We start from the raw sequence: 15,004 nt of genomic DNA on the forward strand, positions 1-15,004 counted from the left end.
CTTGGGGCGTTTCGCGTCTTGGCAGGGCGTCGGGGCGTGGCCACGCGCAGGCATGGCCGGAGAGGACATTAGTGTAGCGACCTGGGGCGGTCGATGATCCGCGGCACCCGCGCTGGGCCCGGGGGCTGTCCGTGTGCCAACGCCTGCGCCCCTGCGCCGGCACTTTGGTTGATTTCCCCAGGGGCCCACGGTAGTGTCAGCCCCGGCGATTTCCGCCAAGCGGCCTCCATGGAAACCGGGGCGACTTATCCCCCGGGCGGGCGTTGATGGAAAGAACAAGCATGACTGCAGCCTGCATGGCCGCCGAACCTCGTTACACCTGGCGTACCGTCCTGCTGAGCATCCTGGTCGCCATCGTTCCGCTTGCCGGCTCCGCACCCTACACCTTGCTGAAGGCGGTGCTGCTGCTGGCCCTGCTGGTCACCGGCGTGGTTCTGATCCGCCGCCAGCCCGATGTCCGCCTGCGCTACCGCATCGCCCGGTTCGTCGTGATCGTCTGCTTCCTGCGCCTGGCCTATGCCTTCTACAGCATCCTCTGGCACGGGCTGCGCTGGAACGAGCTGGATCTGCCGGCGCAGACACTGCTCTACCTGGGCACCGCTGCCGTGTTCGCCACTGCGCTGGACTGGCGCCTGATCTGGAAGATCTTCGCCGTGTCCACCCTGGTCTTCGGCGGGTCGTGCATCGTGCAGCACCACGTGATGGGCCTTGAACGCGCGCACGGTTTCAGTGGCGGCGAATGGACGGCGATCGAGTTCACCATGGTGACGCTGTGCATGGCGTTGTTCTCGGTCATCCGGTTGATCCAGCCCAATGTGCATCCGGCCGAACGCTGGCTGCACGGCGTGGCCATCGCCGTTGGCGTCTACGGTTCGATCCTGGCGCAGAGCCGCGGGCCGATCCTGGCGTTCATTCCCGCCATGCTGATGGTGATTGCGGTGCACGTCCGGCGCACCCGGCGCTGGCGGGGGGCACTGGCCTTCGTCGGTGCCCTGGTCATTGGCGTGGTCGGTGCCACCTCGGTGCTGAACCATGAGGTGATCCAGCGCTTCGGTGAGGTCAGTGGCGAGATCTCCGGTTTCAACCAGGAAAACGAGGTCGGCTCGGTCCGTGAGCGCATCGCCATGTGGGGCGTGGCGGTCGACGCCTTCGCCGAGCATCCCGTGGCAGGGGTGGGCCTGAACCAGTTCGGTACCTATGCACGTGAGGGCATCGCCCGCGGCGAGGTGTCCGAGTCGATCTTCCGCTACAACCATCCGCACAACGAGTACCTGGAAGCGGCGGTGACCGGTGGCGTGCCGTTGCTGCTGATCATGCTGCTGGTCTTCATCCTGCCGGGCATCCATTTCGTGCGGCGCCTCGGCCACGCCGACGACATCACCGCGATGATCGCCACCGCCGGACTTGCCGTGGTCATCGTCTATGCGCTGTCGGCGTTCACGGACAACGTGTTCTACCGGGCGATGCCGCATTCGTTCTATTTCTACCTGGTGCTGGGCTTCATGCTGGCGACCGCCTTGCCTGCGCGCGACCTGCGCCGGCCAGGGAGTCCCTCCTGATGGCGCATATCCACCTGCTGGCCGCCGACAACCAGCGTGGCCTGTCCCATGACATCCAGGTGATCGAGCGCTCGTTGCAGCAGCTCGGGCACACGGTGACGGTCAGCCGTCTGGACGCGGTGCGCAATGGGGGGGCCTGGAAGCTCCGCGGGATGTGCCTGCGCAGGCTGCTGGCCTCGTGGCTGAGCCTGGGGCGCACGCCGGCCCGGTTCGACATCAACATCTCGCTGGAGCATGTCCGGCCGGCAAGCTTCGGACTGGCCGAGGTCAATCTGTTGATTCCGAATCCGGAATGGGTGTCCGCACGCAGCCTGCGGATCCTGCCGCGGTTCGATGCGTTGTTGACCAAGACCGAAGACGCTACGCGCATCTTCAATGCGCTGGGCATGCGCGCGCTGGAAGTCGGTTTCTGCAGCCGTGACCGCTACGACCCGGCGGTGCCGCGCAGGCCGCGCACTTTCCTGCATGCGGCCGGTACCAGCCGCATGAAGGGCACGGCAACGCTGGTCGAGGTCTGGAAGCGCCATCCGGAGTGGCCCTTGCTGACCATCCTGCGCGGCGGCCCTTCGGACGAAGATGAGGGCGGGGCCGCGAACCTGCGGATCGTCCGCGAGCGGCTGCCCGACCAGGAGGTGCAGCGCCTGCAGAACGAACATGCGTTCCACCTGTGCCTGTCGCAGACCGAAGGCTGGGGCCATTACCTGGTGGAAGCGATGAGCTGCGGGGCGGTGGTGATCACCTGCGATGGCGCGCCGATGAACCAGATGATCGACGACAGCCGCGGCATCCTGGTTGCCGCGCACGAGGGCGCGCCCTGCCATCTGTCCAGGACCTGGCATGTGGATGAGAAGGCGCTGGAACAGGCCGTCGAGCGTGCGCTGGCGATGGATGAGGCCGAGTGGACCCGGCTGGGCGCCAATGCACGCGCATGGCACCTGGCCAGCGAAGTGGCGTTCCCACGCCGGCTGGGTGAGGCCCTGGCCAAGCTTTGAGTTGATGCGGCTGGTTGCTGCAGAGTGCTCAGCCTGGCACCAGGGTGATCTGCGGATGGCTGCCGAAGATCTCCATGACGATCTCGAAGTAGGTCTGTCCCTGGCCAAGTGACAGTGCCGTCAACTGAGCGTGGATGGCCGGACCGTTGAACCTGCCGCCCTGATCGAGTTTCGACTGCAGCCAGGCGCGCGTGGTCTCGCGGCCCAGTGCCTCGCGGCTGTGGGCGATGTCGCGCCACACCACCGTGGCGGTGGCATGACCGGCGAGCGCGCCGTAGCCCCCGTGCAGCAGGTCATCAAGCGCGTCCAGGCTTGCGCCCAGCTGCCAGTCTTCGTCGGCCATGAATACACGATTGATTTCCACGTAGAGGCTGGCGATGTCGTTGATGGACGCGCCTTCGATGTGCAGGATCCGTGTCATCTGCAGACTGTAGCCCTCCGGGGCGACGGTTGTGTCCGGCGCAGATAATCCGGGCCGCCCTGGATGGGGGTGGCGTTATTATGGTGTTAATCCTGCGTGATTTTCATCGGGCACTGGCGTGTCAGCGCTATTCGATAAGGATATGGCGCCATTATTGGCCGCTGCATTTTCTGACTGCCTGCACAGTTCCATATATTTGGATCGGTCCATATATAAAGTCCCGTAAAGTTTCCCTCCGCTGCGCCGCCATCGAACGTACGGCCACGATCAAGGGAATTGAGATGCTTGCCTTACGTAATCTCCGTGTGGGATCCCGGCTTGGCGCCGGCTTCGGTCTGCTGCTGCTGTTCATCATGGCCATCGTCGGCCTGGTGCTGTATGGGAATCAGCTGAAATCCGCCCAGTTCGAGAAAGTGGTGGACGTCAACATGGTGAAGATGCGCCTGTTGAATGACATGCTTGATACCAACAACGCGGTGCTGATGCATCGTCGCCTGATGGTGATCAAGCGGGGTGACGAGTTCGACAAGGATTACCAGCGTGCCCAGGAGTTGTCGCGGACCTATGACGGTATCTGGGCCAAGTACATCAAGATTCCGCGTGACGCTACCGGCGATACCCTGGTCGCGCGCATCGAGGCGGCCCGCAAGGCCACCGATGCATCAACCCAGCAATTGCATGAGCGCATGAAGGCGGGGGATTTCGATGGTGCAGCGAAGGAGCTGCTGGCCGAGCACGGATTGGCAACGGCCTGGAATGAATCCATTTCGGCCCTGCTGCGCCACCAGGAAACACTGACCGAACGCAGCCGCGAAGAGTACCGCGCAACCGAATCGTGGACCGGCACGCTGTCGATCGCGTTCGGGGCACTGAGCCTGTTGCTGGGGACGTTGGCGGCCTGGGCGATCACCCGCAGCCTGACCCGCCCGCTGGAAGGAGCGGTGAAGCTGGCCGACGGCATCGCCAGTGGCCGCCTGGACAGCAGCATCGACGCCACCGGCAACGACGAGGTGACCCAGCTGCTGAAGTCGATGCAGCGCATGCAGGCACAGCTGCAGTCGGTGATGGCGGCACAGGGGGAGCTGGCCCGCCAGCACGATGCCGGCAGCCTCAGCTACCGCATGGACGAAAGCGCATTCCCCGGTGACTACGGGCGCATGGTGCATGAGACCAATGCGCTGGTTGGATCGCACGTGCAGGTACAGAACCGGCTGATCGAGGTGATGAAACACTACGCACGCGGCGATCTGTCGGTGGACATGGACCCGCTGCCGGGCGAGAAGGCGGCGATCACCCAGGCGATGGACGAAACCAAGTCCAGCCTGTCGGCGATCAACAGCGAGATCCGCCGGTTGGCGACAGCGGCTGCGGCAGGCGACTTCAGCCTGCGCGGCGACGAAGATCGCTTCGCCTATGATTTCCGCGACATGGTGGCCGGGCTCAACCGCCTGATGCAGACCACCGACGAGAACCTGGTGCAGGTCTCGACCCTGCTGCAGGCCATCTCGCGCGGCGACCTGACCGTGCGCATGCAGGGGGATTTCCATGGCGTGTTCGCGCGCATGCGTGATGACTGCAATGCCACCGTCGACCAGCTCAAGCTGATCGTCGGCCGCATCCAGTCCAGCGCCTCCAGCATCAATCTGGCCGCAGGTGAAATCGCTTCGGGCAACACCGACCTGTCGCGGCGTACCGAACAGCAGGCGGCGAACCTGGAAGAAACGGCAGCATCGATGGAGGAACTGACCTCCACCGTGAAGCAGAATGCCGAGCATGCACGGCAGGCCAACCAATTGGCCATCGGCGCGCATGGTGTTGCTTCCCAGGGCGGTGAAGTGGTGGGCCAGGTGGTCACCACGATGTCGGCCATCGAGGCATCGTCGAAGAAGATCGCCGAGATCATCAGCGTCATCGATGGCATCGCCTTCCAGACCAATATCCTCGCGCTGAACGCGGCGGTCGAAGCTGCGCGTGCCGGCGAGCAGGGCAGGGGCTTTGCAGTGGTGGCCAGCGAAGTGCGTACGCTGGCGCAGCGCTCGGCGGGTGCGGCCAAGGAGATCAAGGGGCTGATCGAGGATTCGGTCGGCAAGGTCGCCGACGGTTCGGCGCTGGTCCGCCAGGCGGGCACCACGATGGGCGAGATCGTGGCCTCGGTGCAGCGCGTGACCGACATCATGGCCGATATCTCTGCTGCCTCCCAGGAGCAGAGCTCGGGCATCGAACAGGTCAACCAGGCGGTGGTGCAGATGGATGAGACCACGCAGCAGAATGCGGCGCTTGTAGAAGAGGCCAGTGCGGCGGCACGCTCGATGGAGGAGCAGGCCAACCTGCTGGCCGAGGCGGTTTCGGTGTTCCGCACGGGGGCGGTGACCGCTGCCGCCGCGGTGCGCCCGGCGCTGGCAGCCGTGGCGGCATCGGTTGCGCCGGTGCGCCGGCCCGCGGTGCTGTCGCCGCGGATCGAGCCGACGCTGGCCGCCAATGCGGGTGGCTGGGAAGAGTTCTAGAAGAGGGCAAGGCCGGCAGGGAGACGGCGCCCATCGCGACGGCTGGTCGCGATGGGCGCGGATTTTCTTCCTGAACGTGCGATGGCCGATGAAGTGGCGGACACGCGCATTTCACTTCCGGTTGCCAACCGCGGGAGGACACTGGCGCCATACCGGAACTCAGGAGATGGCCATGAAGACCTCGACCCGATTGTTTGTGCTGGGCACCCTGCTGGCGGCTTCGTCGGTGGCCGGCGCGCAGACCTATGGCCCGCGCGATGAGGGACGCAAGTTCAACGACGGCAGCCGCGTGGTCTGCAAGAACGTGGAAGTGCAGCGCAACTCGCGCGATCCGAACCGCATCACGGGTACCGCTACCGGCGCCGTGATCGGTGGCCTGCTCGGCAACCAGGTAGGCGGCGGCAACGGCAAGAAGCTGGCCACCGTGGCAGGTGCCGTTGCAGGTGGTGCGGCCGGTCGCCAGATCCAGGGCAACAGCCAGCAGAAGAACGGCGACCGCGTGGTCGAGCGCCGCTGCGAACGTGTCTATCGCTGATCGATCGCAGACAGCCCTGTTTTCCCTTCCACATCGCAGTACTCGAACGCCGGCCCCGCGCCGGCGTTCGTCGTTACGGAAAAAGGGGACGGAGGGGATTAAGTCGCAATCCCCCAATCTGCCGTTTACGACTTAATCCCCTCCGTCCCCTTTTTTGCGAGGAGGCGCCAGCTGGCGAGGCTGCCGTAGAGCAGCAGCAGGGCGGTGAGGGTGACCAGTTCGTGGCTGACTTCGGCCAGGCGGGCGTCCATCTGGTTCAGGCGCACCATCAGGTTGATGCCCGAGGTGGTCGGCAGAAGCTGCGCCAGCCAGACCAGCGGTTGTGGCGTCATCACCGCCGGCCACGACAGGTTGGCCAGGAAGAACAGCGGGATCGAGGTGGCGATGATGTACTGGAAGGCGCGTTCGCGGGTGCGGAAGAAACTGCCGACGAACAGGCCGAAGGCCACGGTGGCGGCGATGAACAAGGTGCCGCCGAGCAGCTGGCCCAATGGGTTGCCGCCGCGCGGATAGTCCTGCACCCAGGCGGTGAAGCCGGCGTAGTAGAACAGGCCGAACAGGCCGATCAGGCCGAAGCCCAACGCCATGCCAGCCAGGGTCGGCAGGTCGAAGCGCAGGCGCCGGCCGAGTGCGAGACGACGGCCACCGAGCAGGACGCCGATGCCCATCAGCAGGGTCTGGTGCACGATCAGCTCGGCCACGCCCGGCACGATGGCGCTGCCGTAGCCTTCCTGGGTGTTGTACAGCGGGCGCTGCACCAGCGTGACCGGCGGTGCCTGCGGTGCGCCCATGAAGGCGGCCTGGCCGACCACGGCATCACGTCCGAACGCGCCCAGTGCATCGGCCACGCTGCCCAGCACCCAACTGGCACGGCCCAGGTAGGCGCCGTTGCCGAGCAGCACCAGCTTGGCCGGATGGCCGCGCAGGATGTCGCGCTCCAGGTTGGCCGGGATCAGCACGATGCCTTCGGCGTGGCCGGCTTCCAGCTGCTGGCGCGCGCTGTCGATGTCTGCCGGTTGTCCGACCACGCGCGCAACACGGAGTGCGTCGAGCTTGCGCAGCAGCTCGCGGCTGGTCGCGCTGTGGTCTTCATCCACCACCAGCACCGGCAGGTTGCCGGCCACCTGGTGACGGTACGCGGCCGGGTAGAAGAACGAGTACAGGATCACCGCGCCGACCATCACCACGATCGCATAGCGGTCGCACAGCACCGCCATCAGGGTCTGCCGCAGGCTGCGCCACAGTGCGCTCATGCGTCGGCCCCCGCCGGTTGCGCGGCTTCGGGCGTACGCGCGAAGGCGATCAGGCGCAGCCCACCGATGCCGCCGGCCACCACTGACATCAGCAGCAACGTGGCCAGCGGCCATACCGAAACCTGCAGCGGCGAACCGATGAACTGTTGCTGGGTCTGCAGCTTGATATAGGCGCTGAGCGGCAGCAGCTGATGCCAGACGCGGGTGAATAACGGCCCGTCCAGCACCGGGAAGGTGGCGCTGGAAAATGCCAGTGCAGTACCGATGCTGAGGCCGACCGCGGACAGCGCGGTACCCATGTCGCGGGTGACGCCGACGAAGAACAACGCGTAGGCGGCAGTAGCCAGGTAGAACAGAGGTTGTGCGAGCAGCAGCAGGAGCACGCTGCCGGCCACACCGTCGCCGCGCAGCCAGGCCAGGTAACCGATGCCGAGCGCGCCATACAGCGAGAACAGCAGGATGTACGGCGCGACCTTGCCGGCAATCGCCAGCCACGGCGTGCGGCCCAGCCAGGCGGGCAGGGTGCCGTCGCGGACCTCGCGGCCGAGACTGCCGGCCACCGCAAGCGCCAGCACCAGCGACAGCACCGCCGGGAAGATCAGCGGCAGCAGGAACAGCTCGTAGCTGCGCGCCGGGTTGTACAGGATGTCCGACTGCACCGCGATCGGTGCCGCACGCAGCTTGCCCGGGCCGACCTGCAGGCCGATGCGCTCGCGCAGCAGGCGTGCGTTCCAGGCCGAGACCGCGTCGCCGATATCGCGCGCCGCGGACTGGCCGGTGGTCATGTAGGTGGCGTTGTAATAGGCGAACACGGTGCCCTGGCGTCCACGCAACGCCTGCCGGGTGACATCGCGCGGCACCAGTACGATGGCGAATACATCCAGCCGACGCAGCTGCGAACGTGCATCTTGCATGTCCGCAGGCTGGCTGGCGATGCGCACGCCGGGGCTGGCATCGAGCATGCGCAGCAGCAGGCGGCTGTCGCTGCTGTGGTCGAGGTCGACCACGGCGATCGGGATGTCGCGCATCACCGAGGGCGTGAACATCCACGCCATCACGGCCAGCATCAGCAGCGGCAGCAGGGTGACCAGCAGCAGGTCGGCGCGGTTGCCGCGTAGCGACCGCAGCTCGCGCCGCCAGCTGGCGGCGAAGCTGCTGCTGTCGGGGCTCAGTGCTGGGGCCATGCGAACAGCACGCTCATGCCGGGGCGGAAGCCCTCGATGCGGCGTACCGGGCGCACCCGCACCTCGAAGCTGCGGACGTCGTAGCCGGACGACTGGCGGGTGGTCCGCCATGTCGCATAGTCACCGGCCGGATTGATGAAATAAACCTCGAACTCGCCGTCCTGGCCAAGCGCCGGCACGCTGCCCTGCAGCTTGCTGCCGACCTTCAGGCCCTGCATCTGCGATTCGCGCAGGTTCATCGCCACCCACATGCGGTCGATGTCGACCAGGGTGAACACCGGGTAGCCGGCCGGCACCAGTTCACCCGGGTCGGCCATGCGCTTGTTGATCTCGCCCGCCACCGGCGCGCGCCCTTCCACTTCGACGCGCGCTGCGTTGACCTCGGCCACCGCGCCCTGTGCCTGCTGCACCTGGCCCTGCGCGGCACGCTTGTCCTGCTCGCGTGCGCCGGCCAAGGCCATGTCGTACTGCGCGCGGGCGGCACGCGCCAGTTCGCGCGAACTGGTGGCCTGGGCATGCGCTTCATCGCGCTTCTGCCGGGTCATCACCCCTTCGTTGAACAGGTTCTGCACGCGCTGGTAGGTGGCTTCAGCCAGCGTCGCACCGGCTTCAGCCCGCTTCCAGTTGGCTTCGGCGGCGCGGATGTCTTCGCTGCGCGCACCTTCGTCGGCCTTGTCGGCCACCGCCTGCGCCGCGGCCAATGCGCCGTGCGCCTGCTGTTCCTTGGCGGCCACTTCGGGGCTGTCGAGCAGGAACAGCACCTGCCCGGGCTGCACGCGGTCGCCCTCGCGCACCTTCAGTTCGGCCACGCGCGCGGTGATCTTGGCGGCCACGTTGATGGTGTCGGCATCGGCCATGCCCTGGATCTGGTCGGCCGGGCTGCGCCAGGCCAGCCACAGGCCGAGCACCACCACGACCAGCAGCACCACTATCAGGATCGGGCCCAGACGGCGCTTGGCCGGGGGCGTCGTTGCATCGTCGTGCAGCACATCACTCATGGTCGATCACCTCGTCCGCACGCCGCCGGAACTCTTCGAAACGGTCCATCTGTCCACTGACCTCCAGCAACTGTGCCAGCGCAATATCGTATTGGTAGGCGGCCTGTGCGCGCTCGACGCGGGCGCCGCCGAGGCCGAGCCGCGCGTCGATCACATCCAGCGAGGTGGCCTGGCCTTCGCGGAACGCCAGCTCCTGCAGGCGCAGGTTTTCCTGTGCCTGGGCGATGCTGCTGTCGAGCAGCACGTACTGCTGGCGTGCGGTTTCCAGCTCGTTCCAGGCCTTGCGCACGCCCAGTGCGACCTGGTTCTCGGCTTCGCGCAGGCCTGCTTCGGCCTGTTCCTGCTGCGCACGCGCGGCGCTGATCTGCGCCGGCCGCGAGTTCGGCGACAGGAAGGTGTACTTCAGGCCGATGCCGAATGCCCAGTCCGGATCGGTCAGCATCTCGTCACGGCGGCGGAAGTCGTACTGGCCGAAGGCGAAGATCTGCGGCTTCAGCTTGGCCTGCTGCACGCGCACGCCCTGTTCGGCCTGTGCCACCATCGCCCGCAGGCGTGCGATCTGCGGCTGGCGTGCCTGCGCAGTACGCTCGAAGCTGGCCACCGGTTCCAGTGGCACGCGCTGCACGAACAACGGCGACACCGGCTGTACCTCGCCACCACTGCGCAGCAGCGTGGCCAGCGCCGCCTTCAGCGTGGCCAGGTCGTTCACCGTTTTCTGGTATTCGCGCTCGGCCTTGTCGCGGGCCACGGTGGCCTGCAGGCGCTGGGCGCGGGTGGCGAAGCCCTCGCGTTCCAGCTTCTCTGCGTCGGACAGGTGGCGGTTCAGGCCATCGCGTACGTCGCGCCGCACATCCACTGCCTGCTCGGCCAGGCGCTGGCCGAAATAGGCCTGGGCCAGTTGCACGGTCAGCGATTGGCGCTGAGCCTCGCGTTCGGCGCTGGCCTGCTCGTGGGCAGCGCTGGCGGCACGTTGCGCGGCCGGAATCACGCCGCCGGTGTACAACGGCAGCACCGCCGTCACCACCGGGCGGGTACGCCAGTCGCGTTCGGTGAACGACAGCGGCGAGTCGATGCCATAGGCCTCGGCCACCGGTGCCAGCGAACCCAGTGGCAGGGTGAGGGTCTTCTGGAACTGCAGGCGGCGCACTTCGCCGGTGATCTCCGGCAGGCGCAGCAGGCGGGTGGCGTCCTGCAGGTCCTGCTTGTTGCGTACCGCTGCATCGGCGGCGGCCAGTGCATCGGAGACCTGCTCCAGGCGCTGCCGTGCCTGCTCCCAGTCCAATGCGGGTGCATCGGTGAGGGTCTGCGCCTGCGCAGCCAGTGGCAGGCAGGTCGTCAGCGCCAGCGCCAGCGTGGCCTTCGCGCAGTGCATCCTTGTACGTCGGCCGATCACGCCCATGCCGTCCCAATGGTGAAGAAGTGCGCAAACGGTAGTGCGCGCGGCGTGAAGCCCGGGTCTGCGGTCATTGGATTGTCCTCAACGAAGGGTGCCGCTGGCTGCAGTGCGCAGCGCCTGGGTGATGTGCTGCAGCGTGCTTGAACGCACGGCAGCATGCTGCCAGTACAGCGGCACGTCGAGCCAGCGGCGGGGTTCCAGTACCACCACGCGGCCGGCGCGCACGGCGGGCGCGACCAGGGTTTCCGGGGCCATGCCCCAGCCGAGTCCGCACGCGGCGGCTTCGACGAAACCGGTGGAGGAGGGCAGGTAGTGTAGCGGCGGCTGCAGTCGCGCGCGGGTCAGCCGCCGCACGAAGCGCCACTGCAGTTCATCCTTGCGGTTGAACACCAGCATCGGTGCGCGCGCCAGTGCCGCAGCCTGCATGCCGTCGCTGAAGTACTGGCGGGCGAAGCCGGGCGAGGCGATGGCGTGGTAGCGCATCGCGCCGAGCGGGTGCACGTTGCAGCCTTTCACCGGCTGGCTTTCGGCGGTGACCGCGCCGAGCACGCTGCCATCGCGCAGCAGCTGCAGGGTATGGTCCTGGTCATCCATGCGCAGGTCGAACAGGTAGCCATGGCGCTGGTGCAGGTCGGCGATGGCCGGTACGAACCAGGTATCAAGCGAGTCGTCGTTGACCGCCAGGGGGATCGGCGTGCGCGCAGCGTCGCTGCCACGCTCGGGCAGCAGCTCGGCCAATGCTTCGGCCTCCAGCGCCTGCATCGGCCGGACCCGGCGCAGCAGCGCTTCGCCTGCGGCGGTGGGCCGGCACGGTGCCTGACGTACCACCAGTACCTGGCCGAGCCTGTCCTCCAGCGCCTTGATCCGTTGCGACAGGGCCGACGGGCTGATCGACAGGCGGCGTGCCGCGGCCTCGAAGCTGCCTTCTTCCAGCACCGCAGCAAACGCGGCCAGTTGCGGATGTACCAGATCCATGCCGGTGCCTCTTCAGTTTTCCTGCACAGGATAAAGAAAAATCAGATTGTCTAAACAGGGTCAGCGGCCGCACCCTGCGCGTCCCCTCGCTGCCTGGCCTGTCCTGATGTGGATCGCCGCTACCGCCGCCGGCCTGTTCGCAGGTGCCGGCCTGATCATCGCCATCGGTGCGCAGAACGCCTTCGTGCTGCGCCAGGGCCTGCAGCAGCGCCATGTGGGCAGGGTGGTGCTGGCCTGTGCCGGCGCGGACATCGTGCTGATCCTGGCCGGCGTCGGTGGCATGGGCGCGCTGGTGCTGCAGTGGCCGCTGCTGCTGCAGGTGCTGCGCTTCGGTGGTGCGGGTTTCCTGCTCTGGTATGGCCTGCAGGCGGGGCTGCGCGCATGGCGCGGTGGCAGTGCGCTGGCCGCCGCCGAGGCGCAGGGCGGCAGCGGACGGCAGGTACTGCTGACCTGCCTGGCCTTCACCCTGCTCAACCCGCACGTCTATCTGGATACCGTGGTGCTGCTGGGCAGCCTGTCCACGCGCTACCCGGGCGATCTGCGCTGGGCCTTCGCCGCCGGTGCCTGCATTGCCAGTGTGGTCTGGTTCTGCACGCTGGGCTATGGCGCGCGCCTGTTGCAGCCGGTGTTCCGCAGGCCGGGCGCCTGGCGTGTGCTGGATGCAGGCGTGGCGATCTTCATGTTCTGCCTGGCGACGTTGTTGCTGCTGCGTCCTTTATCGCCATGAGTGCGTGACGTACGCCGGTGTTGCGTATGTGTTCCACCGGTACGGTTCACGTGGCCGGATACAGCGCGGATAATGCGCGCCTGGTCGCGACCCCGCCGCGCATGCCGTCGTTCGGCAGCCCCCCGGTCGCCTGTGTTCTCGTTGTACGACCGCCACGGCGCGGCATCGGTGTTGCATGAAAGACAATCTACAGCTGCTCCTGTCCCACCTGGGGCGTACCTTCCTGTTCGGCCTGATGATGGCGCTTCCGCCTGCGTTGGCCTGGCTCGACATCCATTGGCTGGGCAATGCAGTCGGCGAGTGGTCGCTGGTCGAACTGACCCAGGAAGGCTTCCTGGTCGCCAGCGTGGCTGCCTTCGTCCGGCTTGCATTGCGACGTGCCGATGATCGGGCCTTTGCCGTTCTGGCGGCCGCGCTGTTCGCCTGCATGCTCCTGCGTGAAATGGATGAGGCGCTGGACCTGATCGCACACGGCTTCTGGAAGTACCCGGTGGCCGTGCTGATCATCGGTTCACTGGCCTGGGCCAGCCGCGACTGGCGCCGGGCCATGCCGGCGCTGGTGCGTTTTCTCGTATCCCGGCCGGGTATCGTGATGACGATCGGCCTGGTTCTGCTGCTGTTCTATTCGCGTCTGATCGGCATGACGTCGTTGTGGACCGGACTGCTGGGTGACCAGTACATCCGCGTGTTCAAGAACACCATCGAGGAGACCACCGAACTCCTTGGTTACACCTTCATTCTCGCAGCCAGCGTCGGCTATGTGGCACAGCGGGTACGCGAACCGCTGACGGCGCGGAAGCGCGCCGTGCACGAGGGTGCCGGGATGCAGCAACGGCCACTCTAGGCGGCATCCACCGCGCATAAAGGCGTCTCGCCGGGGCGCAGGGTCAGTACCCGCACGCCGGTGCGGGTGACCGCCACCGTATGCTCGAACTGCGCCGACAGCTTGCCGTCGCGGGTGTACACCGGCCATTCGTCCGGCTGCTGGCGGATGGCCGGCTTGCCCTGGTTGAGCATCGCTTCGATGGTGAACACCATGCCTTCTTCCAGCACCATGCCGGTATTGGGATGGCCGTAGTGCAGGATCTGCGGTTCCTCGTGCATCTCCTGGCCGATGCCGTGGCCGCAGTATTCCTTCACCACGCTGTAGCCGTGGCTGCGCGCGTGGCGGGCGATGGCGTGGCCGATGTCGCCCAGCCGCGCACCAGGACGCACGGCGGCAATGCCTTTCCACATCGCCTGGTAGGTGGTCTGCACCAGCCTGCGCGCGGCATAGTCGACCTCACCGACCCGGTAGGTGGTGCTGGAGTCGGCGATGTAGCCGTTCTTCTCCAGGGTGATGTCGAGGTTGACGATCTGGCCGTTGCGCAGCACGTCGGTGGTGCTGGGTACGCCGTGGCAGACAACGTTGTCGATCGAGGTGTTGAGCACGTACGGGAAGCTGTACTGGCCCTTGCTGGCCGGCCTCGCCTGCAGCTCATCAACGATCATGCGTTCGACGAAATCGTTGATCTCCATCGTGCTGCGGCCCTGCAACGGCAGCTGGTCGAGCGCGGCGAACACCTGCGCCAGCAGGCGGCCGGATTCGGCCATCAGCGCGATCTCGTCGGGGCGCTTGATGATGCCCATCGGCTCAGACCTGGCCCGGCGGCAGCAGCGGCGGCTGCACACCGGCCGCGCGCAGCTCGCTGGCGACGATGTCCTGGAAGCTCAGCGTGGGGTTCAGCTCGCACAGCATGCCGACCCGGATCCAGAAGTTGGCCTGGGCGTTGATCGAGCGGCTGGAGACGGTACAGGCACGGCGCAGCCGGTCGTGCAGGGTGTCATCGATGTTGACGATGCCCATGGGCGGTCCTGAAGGAGGGGGTATACGAAGCGTATATGTTTCGTATATCCGGCTCAAGGCCGCCCGGTTCAGCTCGCGTCGGTGGCGAAGCGCAGGCGGTTGCCGTCGGGGTCACGCAGCAGCATCTCGCGGCTGCCCCATTCGGTGTCATGCGGCGGCTGTTCGATGGGGACGCCTGCGGCGCTGAAGGCGCGGTGCAGGGCGTCGACGTCCTCGACGATGAAGTACACCGCGCCGCCGACCTCGCAGTCGCCGCTGTGTTCGGTGAGGAAGATCGTCTGGCCGTCGCGGGTGAGCTGGGCGAACAGCGGGAAGCCGGGTTCGAAGCGGTGTTCCCAGTCAACCACGAAGCCCAGTCCCTGCACGTAGAACGGCAGGGTGGTGTCGGCGTGGCGCATGCGCAGCTGGGGGATGACGGTCTGGGGCATGGCGAGGGCTCCTGGGGCAGGCGTCCAGTGTAGTGCCGGCCGCTGGCCGGCATCCCCGTGAGCCCGGGAACAATGAGGTTGCCGACCAGCGGCCGGCACGACCGACGCTGCCTGGGTCTGGTAGTTGCCAACCTTGGTTGGCATTGCCGGCCAGCGGCCGGCACTACCGACGAAGCCACGCTGGCC

At 66.8% G+C, this 15,004-nt stretch carries 15 protein-coding genes; 6 read left to right on the forward strand and 9 right to left on the reverse strand.

Annotation, left to right across the window (positions count from 1 at the left end; genetic code table 11):
- Positions 1–281 precede the first annotated feature (281 nt).
- Together ACSYS9_RS06125 and ACSYS9_RS06130 are read left to right on the forward strand one after the other, a co-directional pair.
- On the forward strand, positions 282–1,559 hold the full coding sequence (locus ACSYS9_RS06125; RefSeq protein WP_071228496.1) for an O-antigen ligase family protein: 1,278 nt from the start codon (positions 282–284) through the stop codon (positions 1,557–1,559).
- Positions 1,559–2,551, forward strand: a complete 993-nt coding sequence (locus tag ACSYS9_RS06130) for a glycosyltransferase (RefSeq protein WP_071228495.1) — start codon at positions 1,559–1,561, stop codon at positions 2,549–2,551. Before ACSYS9_RS06125 ends, ACSYS9_RS06130 begins: the two co-directional genes overlap by 1 nt.
- 28 nt (positions 2,552–2,579) lie before the next feature.
- Here the strand turns inward: ACSYS9_RS06130 and ACSYS9_RS06135 are convergent, their stop codons facing one another.
- Positions 2,580–2,972, reverse strand: a complete 393-nt coding sequence (locus tag ACSYS9_RS06135; RefSeq protein WP_049462356.1) for a barstar family protein — start codon at positions 2,970–2,972, stop codon at positions 2,580–2,582.
- A gap of 281 nt (positions 2,973–3,253) precedes the next feature.
- On the opposite strand from ACSYS9_RS06135, the gene ACSYS9_RS06140 reads away from it, so the two are divergent.
- Both ACSYS9_RS06140 and ACSYS9_RS06145 read left to right on the forward strand, forming a co-directional pair.
- Positions 3,254–5,476, forward strand: a complete 2,223-nt coding sequence (locus ACSYS9_RS06140) for a methyl-accepting chemotaxis protein (RefSeq protein ID WP_071228494.1) — start codon at positions 3,254–3,256, stop codon at positions 5,474–5,476.
- Between the two features lie 166 nt (positions 5,477–5,642).
- Positions 5,643–6,011: a glycine zipper 2TM domain-containing protein gene (locus ACSYS9_RS06145; RefSeq protein ID WP_049424497.1), complete on the forward strand. Its 369-nt coding sequence runs from the start codon at positions 5,643–5,645 to the stop codon at positions 6,009–6,011.
- Between the two features lie 125 nt (positions 6,012–6,136).
- Here the strand turns inward: ACSYS9_RS06145 and ACSYS9_RS06150 are convergent, their stop codons facing one another.
- The 5 genes from ACSYS9_RS06150 to ACSYS9_RS06170 form a co-directional block, all read right to left on the reverse strand.
- Positions 6,137–7,264: an ABC transporter permease gene (locus tag ACSYS9_RS06150; RefSeq protein ID WP_071228493.1), complete on the reverse strand. Its 1,128-nt coding sequence runs from the start codon at positions 7,262–7,264 to the stop codon at positions 6,137–6,139.
- Complete coding sequence (locus tag ACSYS9_RS06155) at positions 7,261–8,448, reverse strand: ABC transporter permease (protein ID WP_071228492.1); 1,188 nt, start codon at positions 8,446–8,448, stop codon at positions 7,261–7,263. The genes ACSYS9_RS06150 and ACSYS9_RS06155 overlap by 4 nt, the downstream gene beginning before the upstream one ends.
- Positions 8,433–9,446, reverse strand: a complete 1,014-nt coding sequence (locus ACSYS9_RS06160) for an HlyD family secretion protein (RefSeq protein ID WP_032127538.1) — start codon at positions 9,444–9,446, stop codon at positions 8,433–8,435. The genes ACSYS9_RS06155 and ACSYS9_RS06160 overlap by 16 nt, the downstream gene beginning before the upstream one ends.
- A complete protein-coding gene (locus tag ACSYS9_RS06165; RefSeq protein ID WP_071228491.1) occupies positions 9,439–10,845 on the reverse strand; it encodes a TolC family protein in 1,407 nt (468 codons plus the stop codon). Before ACSYS9_RS06165 ends, ACSYS9_RS06160 begins: the two co-directional genes overlap by 8 nt.
- A 78-nt stretch (positions 10,846–10,923) precedes the next feature.
- Entirely contained in the window at positions 10,924–11,817 is an 894-nt protein-coding gene (locus tag ACSYS9_RS06170) for a LysR family transcriptional regulator ArgP (RefSeq protein ID WP_071228490.1), read from the reverse strand.
- Between the two features lie 106 nt (positions 11,818–11,923).
- Here ACSYS9_RS06170 and ACSYS9_RS06175 point away from each other — a divergent pair, with 106 nt between their 5' ends.
- Both ACSYS9_RS06175 and ACSYS9_RS06180 read left to right on the forward strand, forming a co-directional pair.
- Positions 11,924–12,544, forward strand: a complete 621-nt coding sequence (locus ACSYS9_RS06175; RefSeq protein ID WP_032127535.1) for a LysE/ArgO family amino acid transporter — start codon at positions 11,924–11,926, stop codon at positions 12,542–12,544.
- 175 nt (positions 12,545–12,719) lie between these two features.
- On the forward strand, positions 12,720–13,388 hold the full coding sequence (locus ACSYS9_RS06180) for a hypothetical protein (protein WP_071228489.1): 669 nt from the start codon (positions 12,720–12,722) through the stop codon (positions 13,386–13,388).
- On the opposite strand, the gene map is transcribed toward ACSYS9_RS06180, so the two are convergent.
- The 3 genes from map to ACSYS9_RS06195 all read right to left on the reverse strand — a co-directional run bounded on the left by map (position 13,385) and on the right by ACSYS9_RS06195 (position 14,818).
- Positions 13,385–14,167, reverse strand: coding sequence for a type I methionyl aminopeptidase (map, locus tag ACSYS9_RS06185; protein ID WP_177179511.1), 783 nt, complete (start codon positions 14,165–14,167; stop codon positions 13,385–13,387). The genes ACSYS9_RS06180 and map overlap by 4 nt on opposite strands.
- Before the next feature lie 10 nt (positions 14,168–14,177).
- Entirely contained in the window at positions 14,178–14,390 is a 213-nt protein-coding gene (locus tag ACSYS9_RS06190) for a ParD-like family protein (RefSeq protein WP_004149882.1), read from the reverse strand.
- Between the two features lie 68 nt (positions 14,391–14,458).
- Positions 14,459–14,818, reverse strand: coding sequence for a bleomycin resistance protein (locus ACSYS9_RS06195; protein WP_071228487.1), 360 nt, complete (start codon positions 14,816–14,818; stop codon positions 14,459–14,461).
- Positions 14,819–15,004 lie beyond the last annotated feature (186 nt).

The sequence above is a fragment of the Stenotrophomonas sp. STK17_22 genome (genome assembly GCF_051983905.1).
Taxonomy (GTDB): domain Bacteria; phylum Pseudomonadota; class Gammaproteobacteria; order Xanthomonadales; family Xanthomonadaceae; genus Stenotrophomonas; species Stenotrophomonas maltophilia_A.

Excerpts from the sequence above, each read along its gene's own strand:
- ACSYS9_RS06125 (WP_071228496.1), top strand. The coding sequence starts at position 282 with ATGACTGCAGCCTGCATGGCCGCCGAACCTCGTTACACCTGGCGTACC.
- ACSYS9_RS06130 (WP_071228495.1), top strand. The coding sequence starts at position 1,559 with ATGGCGCATATCCACCTGCTGGCCGCCGACAACCAGCGTGGCCTGTCC.
- ACSYS9_RS06135 (WP_049462356.1), bottom strand. The coding sequence starts at position 2,972 with ATGACACGGATCCTGCACATCGAAGGCGCGTCCATCAACGACATCGCC.
- ACSYS9_RS06140 (WP_071228494.1), top strand. The coding sequence starts at position 3,254 with ATGCTTGCCTTACGTAATCTCCGTGTGGGATCCCGGCTTGGCGCCGGC.
- ACSYS9_RS06145 (WP_049424497.1), top strand. The coding sequence starts at position 5,643 with ATGGCCATGAAGACCTCGACCCGATTGTTTGTGCTGGGCACCCTGCTG.
- ACSYS9_RS06150 (WP_071228493.1), bottom strand. The coding sequence starts at position 7,264 with ATGAGCGCACTGTGGCGCAGCCTGCGGCAGACCCTGATGGCGGTGCTG.
- ACSYS9_RS06155 (WP_071228492.1), bottom strand. The coding sequence starts at position 8,448 with ATGGCCCCAGCACTGAGCCCCGACAGCAGCAGCTTCGCCGCCAGCTGG.
- ACSYS9_RS06160 (WP_032127538.1), bottom strand. The coding sequence starts at position 9,446 with ATGAGTGATGTGCTGCACGACGATGCAACGACGCCCCCGGCCAAGCGC.
- ACSYS9_RS06165 (WP_071228491.1), bottom strand. The coding sequence starts at position 10,845 with ATGGGCGTGATCGGCCGACGTACAAGGATGCACTGCGCGAAGGCCACG.
- ACSYS9_RS06170 (WP_071228490.1), bottom strand. The coding sequence starts at position 11,817 with ATGGATCTGGTACATCCGCAACTGGCCGCGTTTGCTGCGGTGCTGGAA.
- ACSYS9_RS06175 (WP_032127535.1), top strand. The coding sequence starts at position 11,924 with ATGTGGATCGCCGCTACCGCCGCCGGCCTGTTCGCAGGTGCCGGCCTG.
- ACSYS9_RS06180 (WP_071228489.1), top strand. The coding sequence starts at position 12,720 with ATGAAAGACAATCTACAGCTGCTCCTGTCCCACCTGGGGCGTACCTTC.
- ACSYS9_RS06190 (WP_004149882.1), bottom strand. The coding sequence starts at position 14,390 with ATGGGCATCGTCAACATCGATGACACCCTGCACGACCGGCTGCGCCGT.
- ACSYS9_RS06195 (WP_071228487.1), bottom strand. The coding sequence starts at position 14,818 with ATGCCCCAGACCGTCATCCCCCAGCTGCGCATGCGCCACGCCGACACC.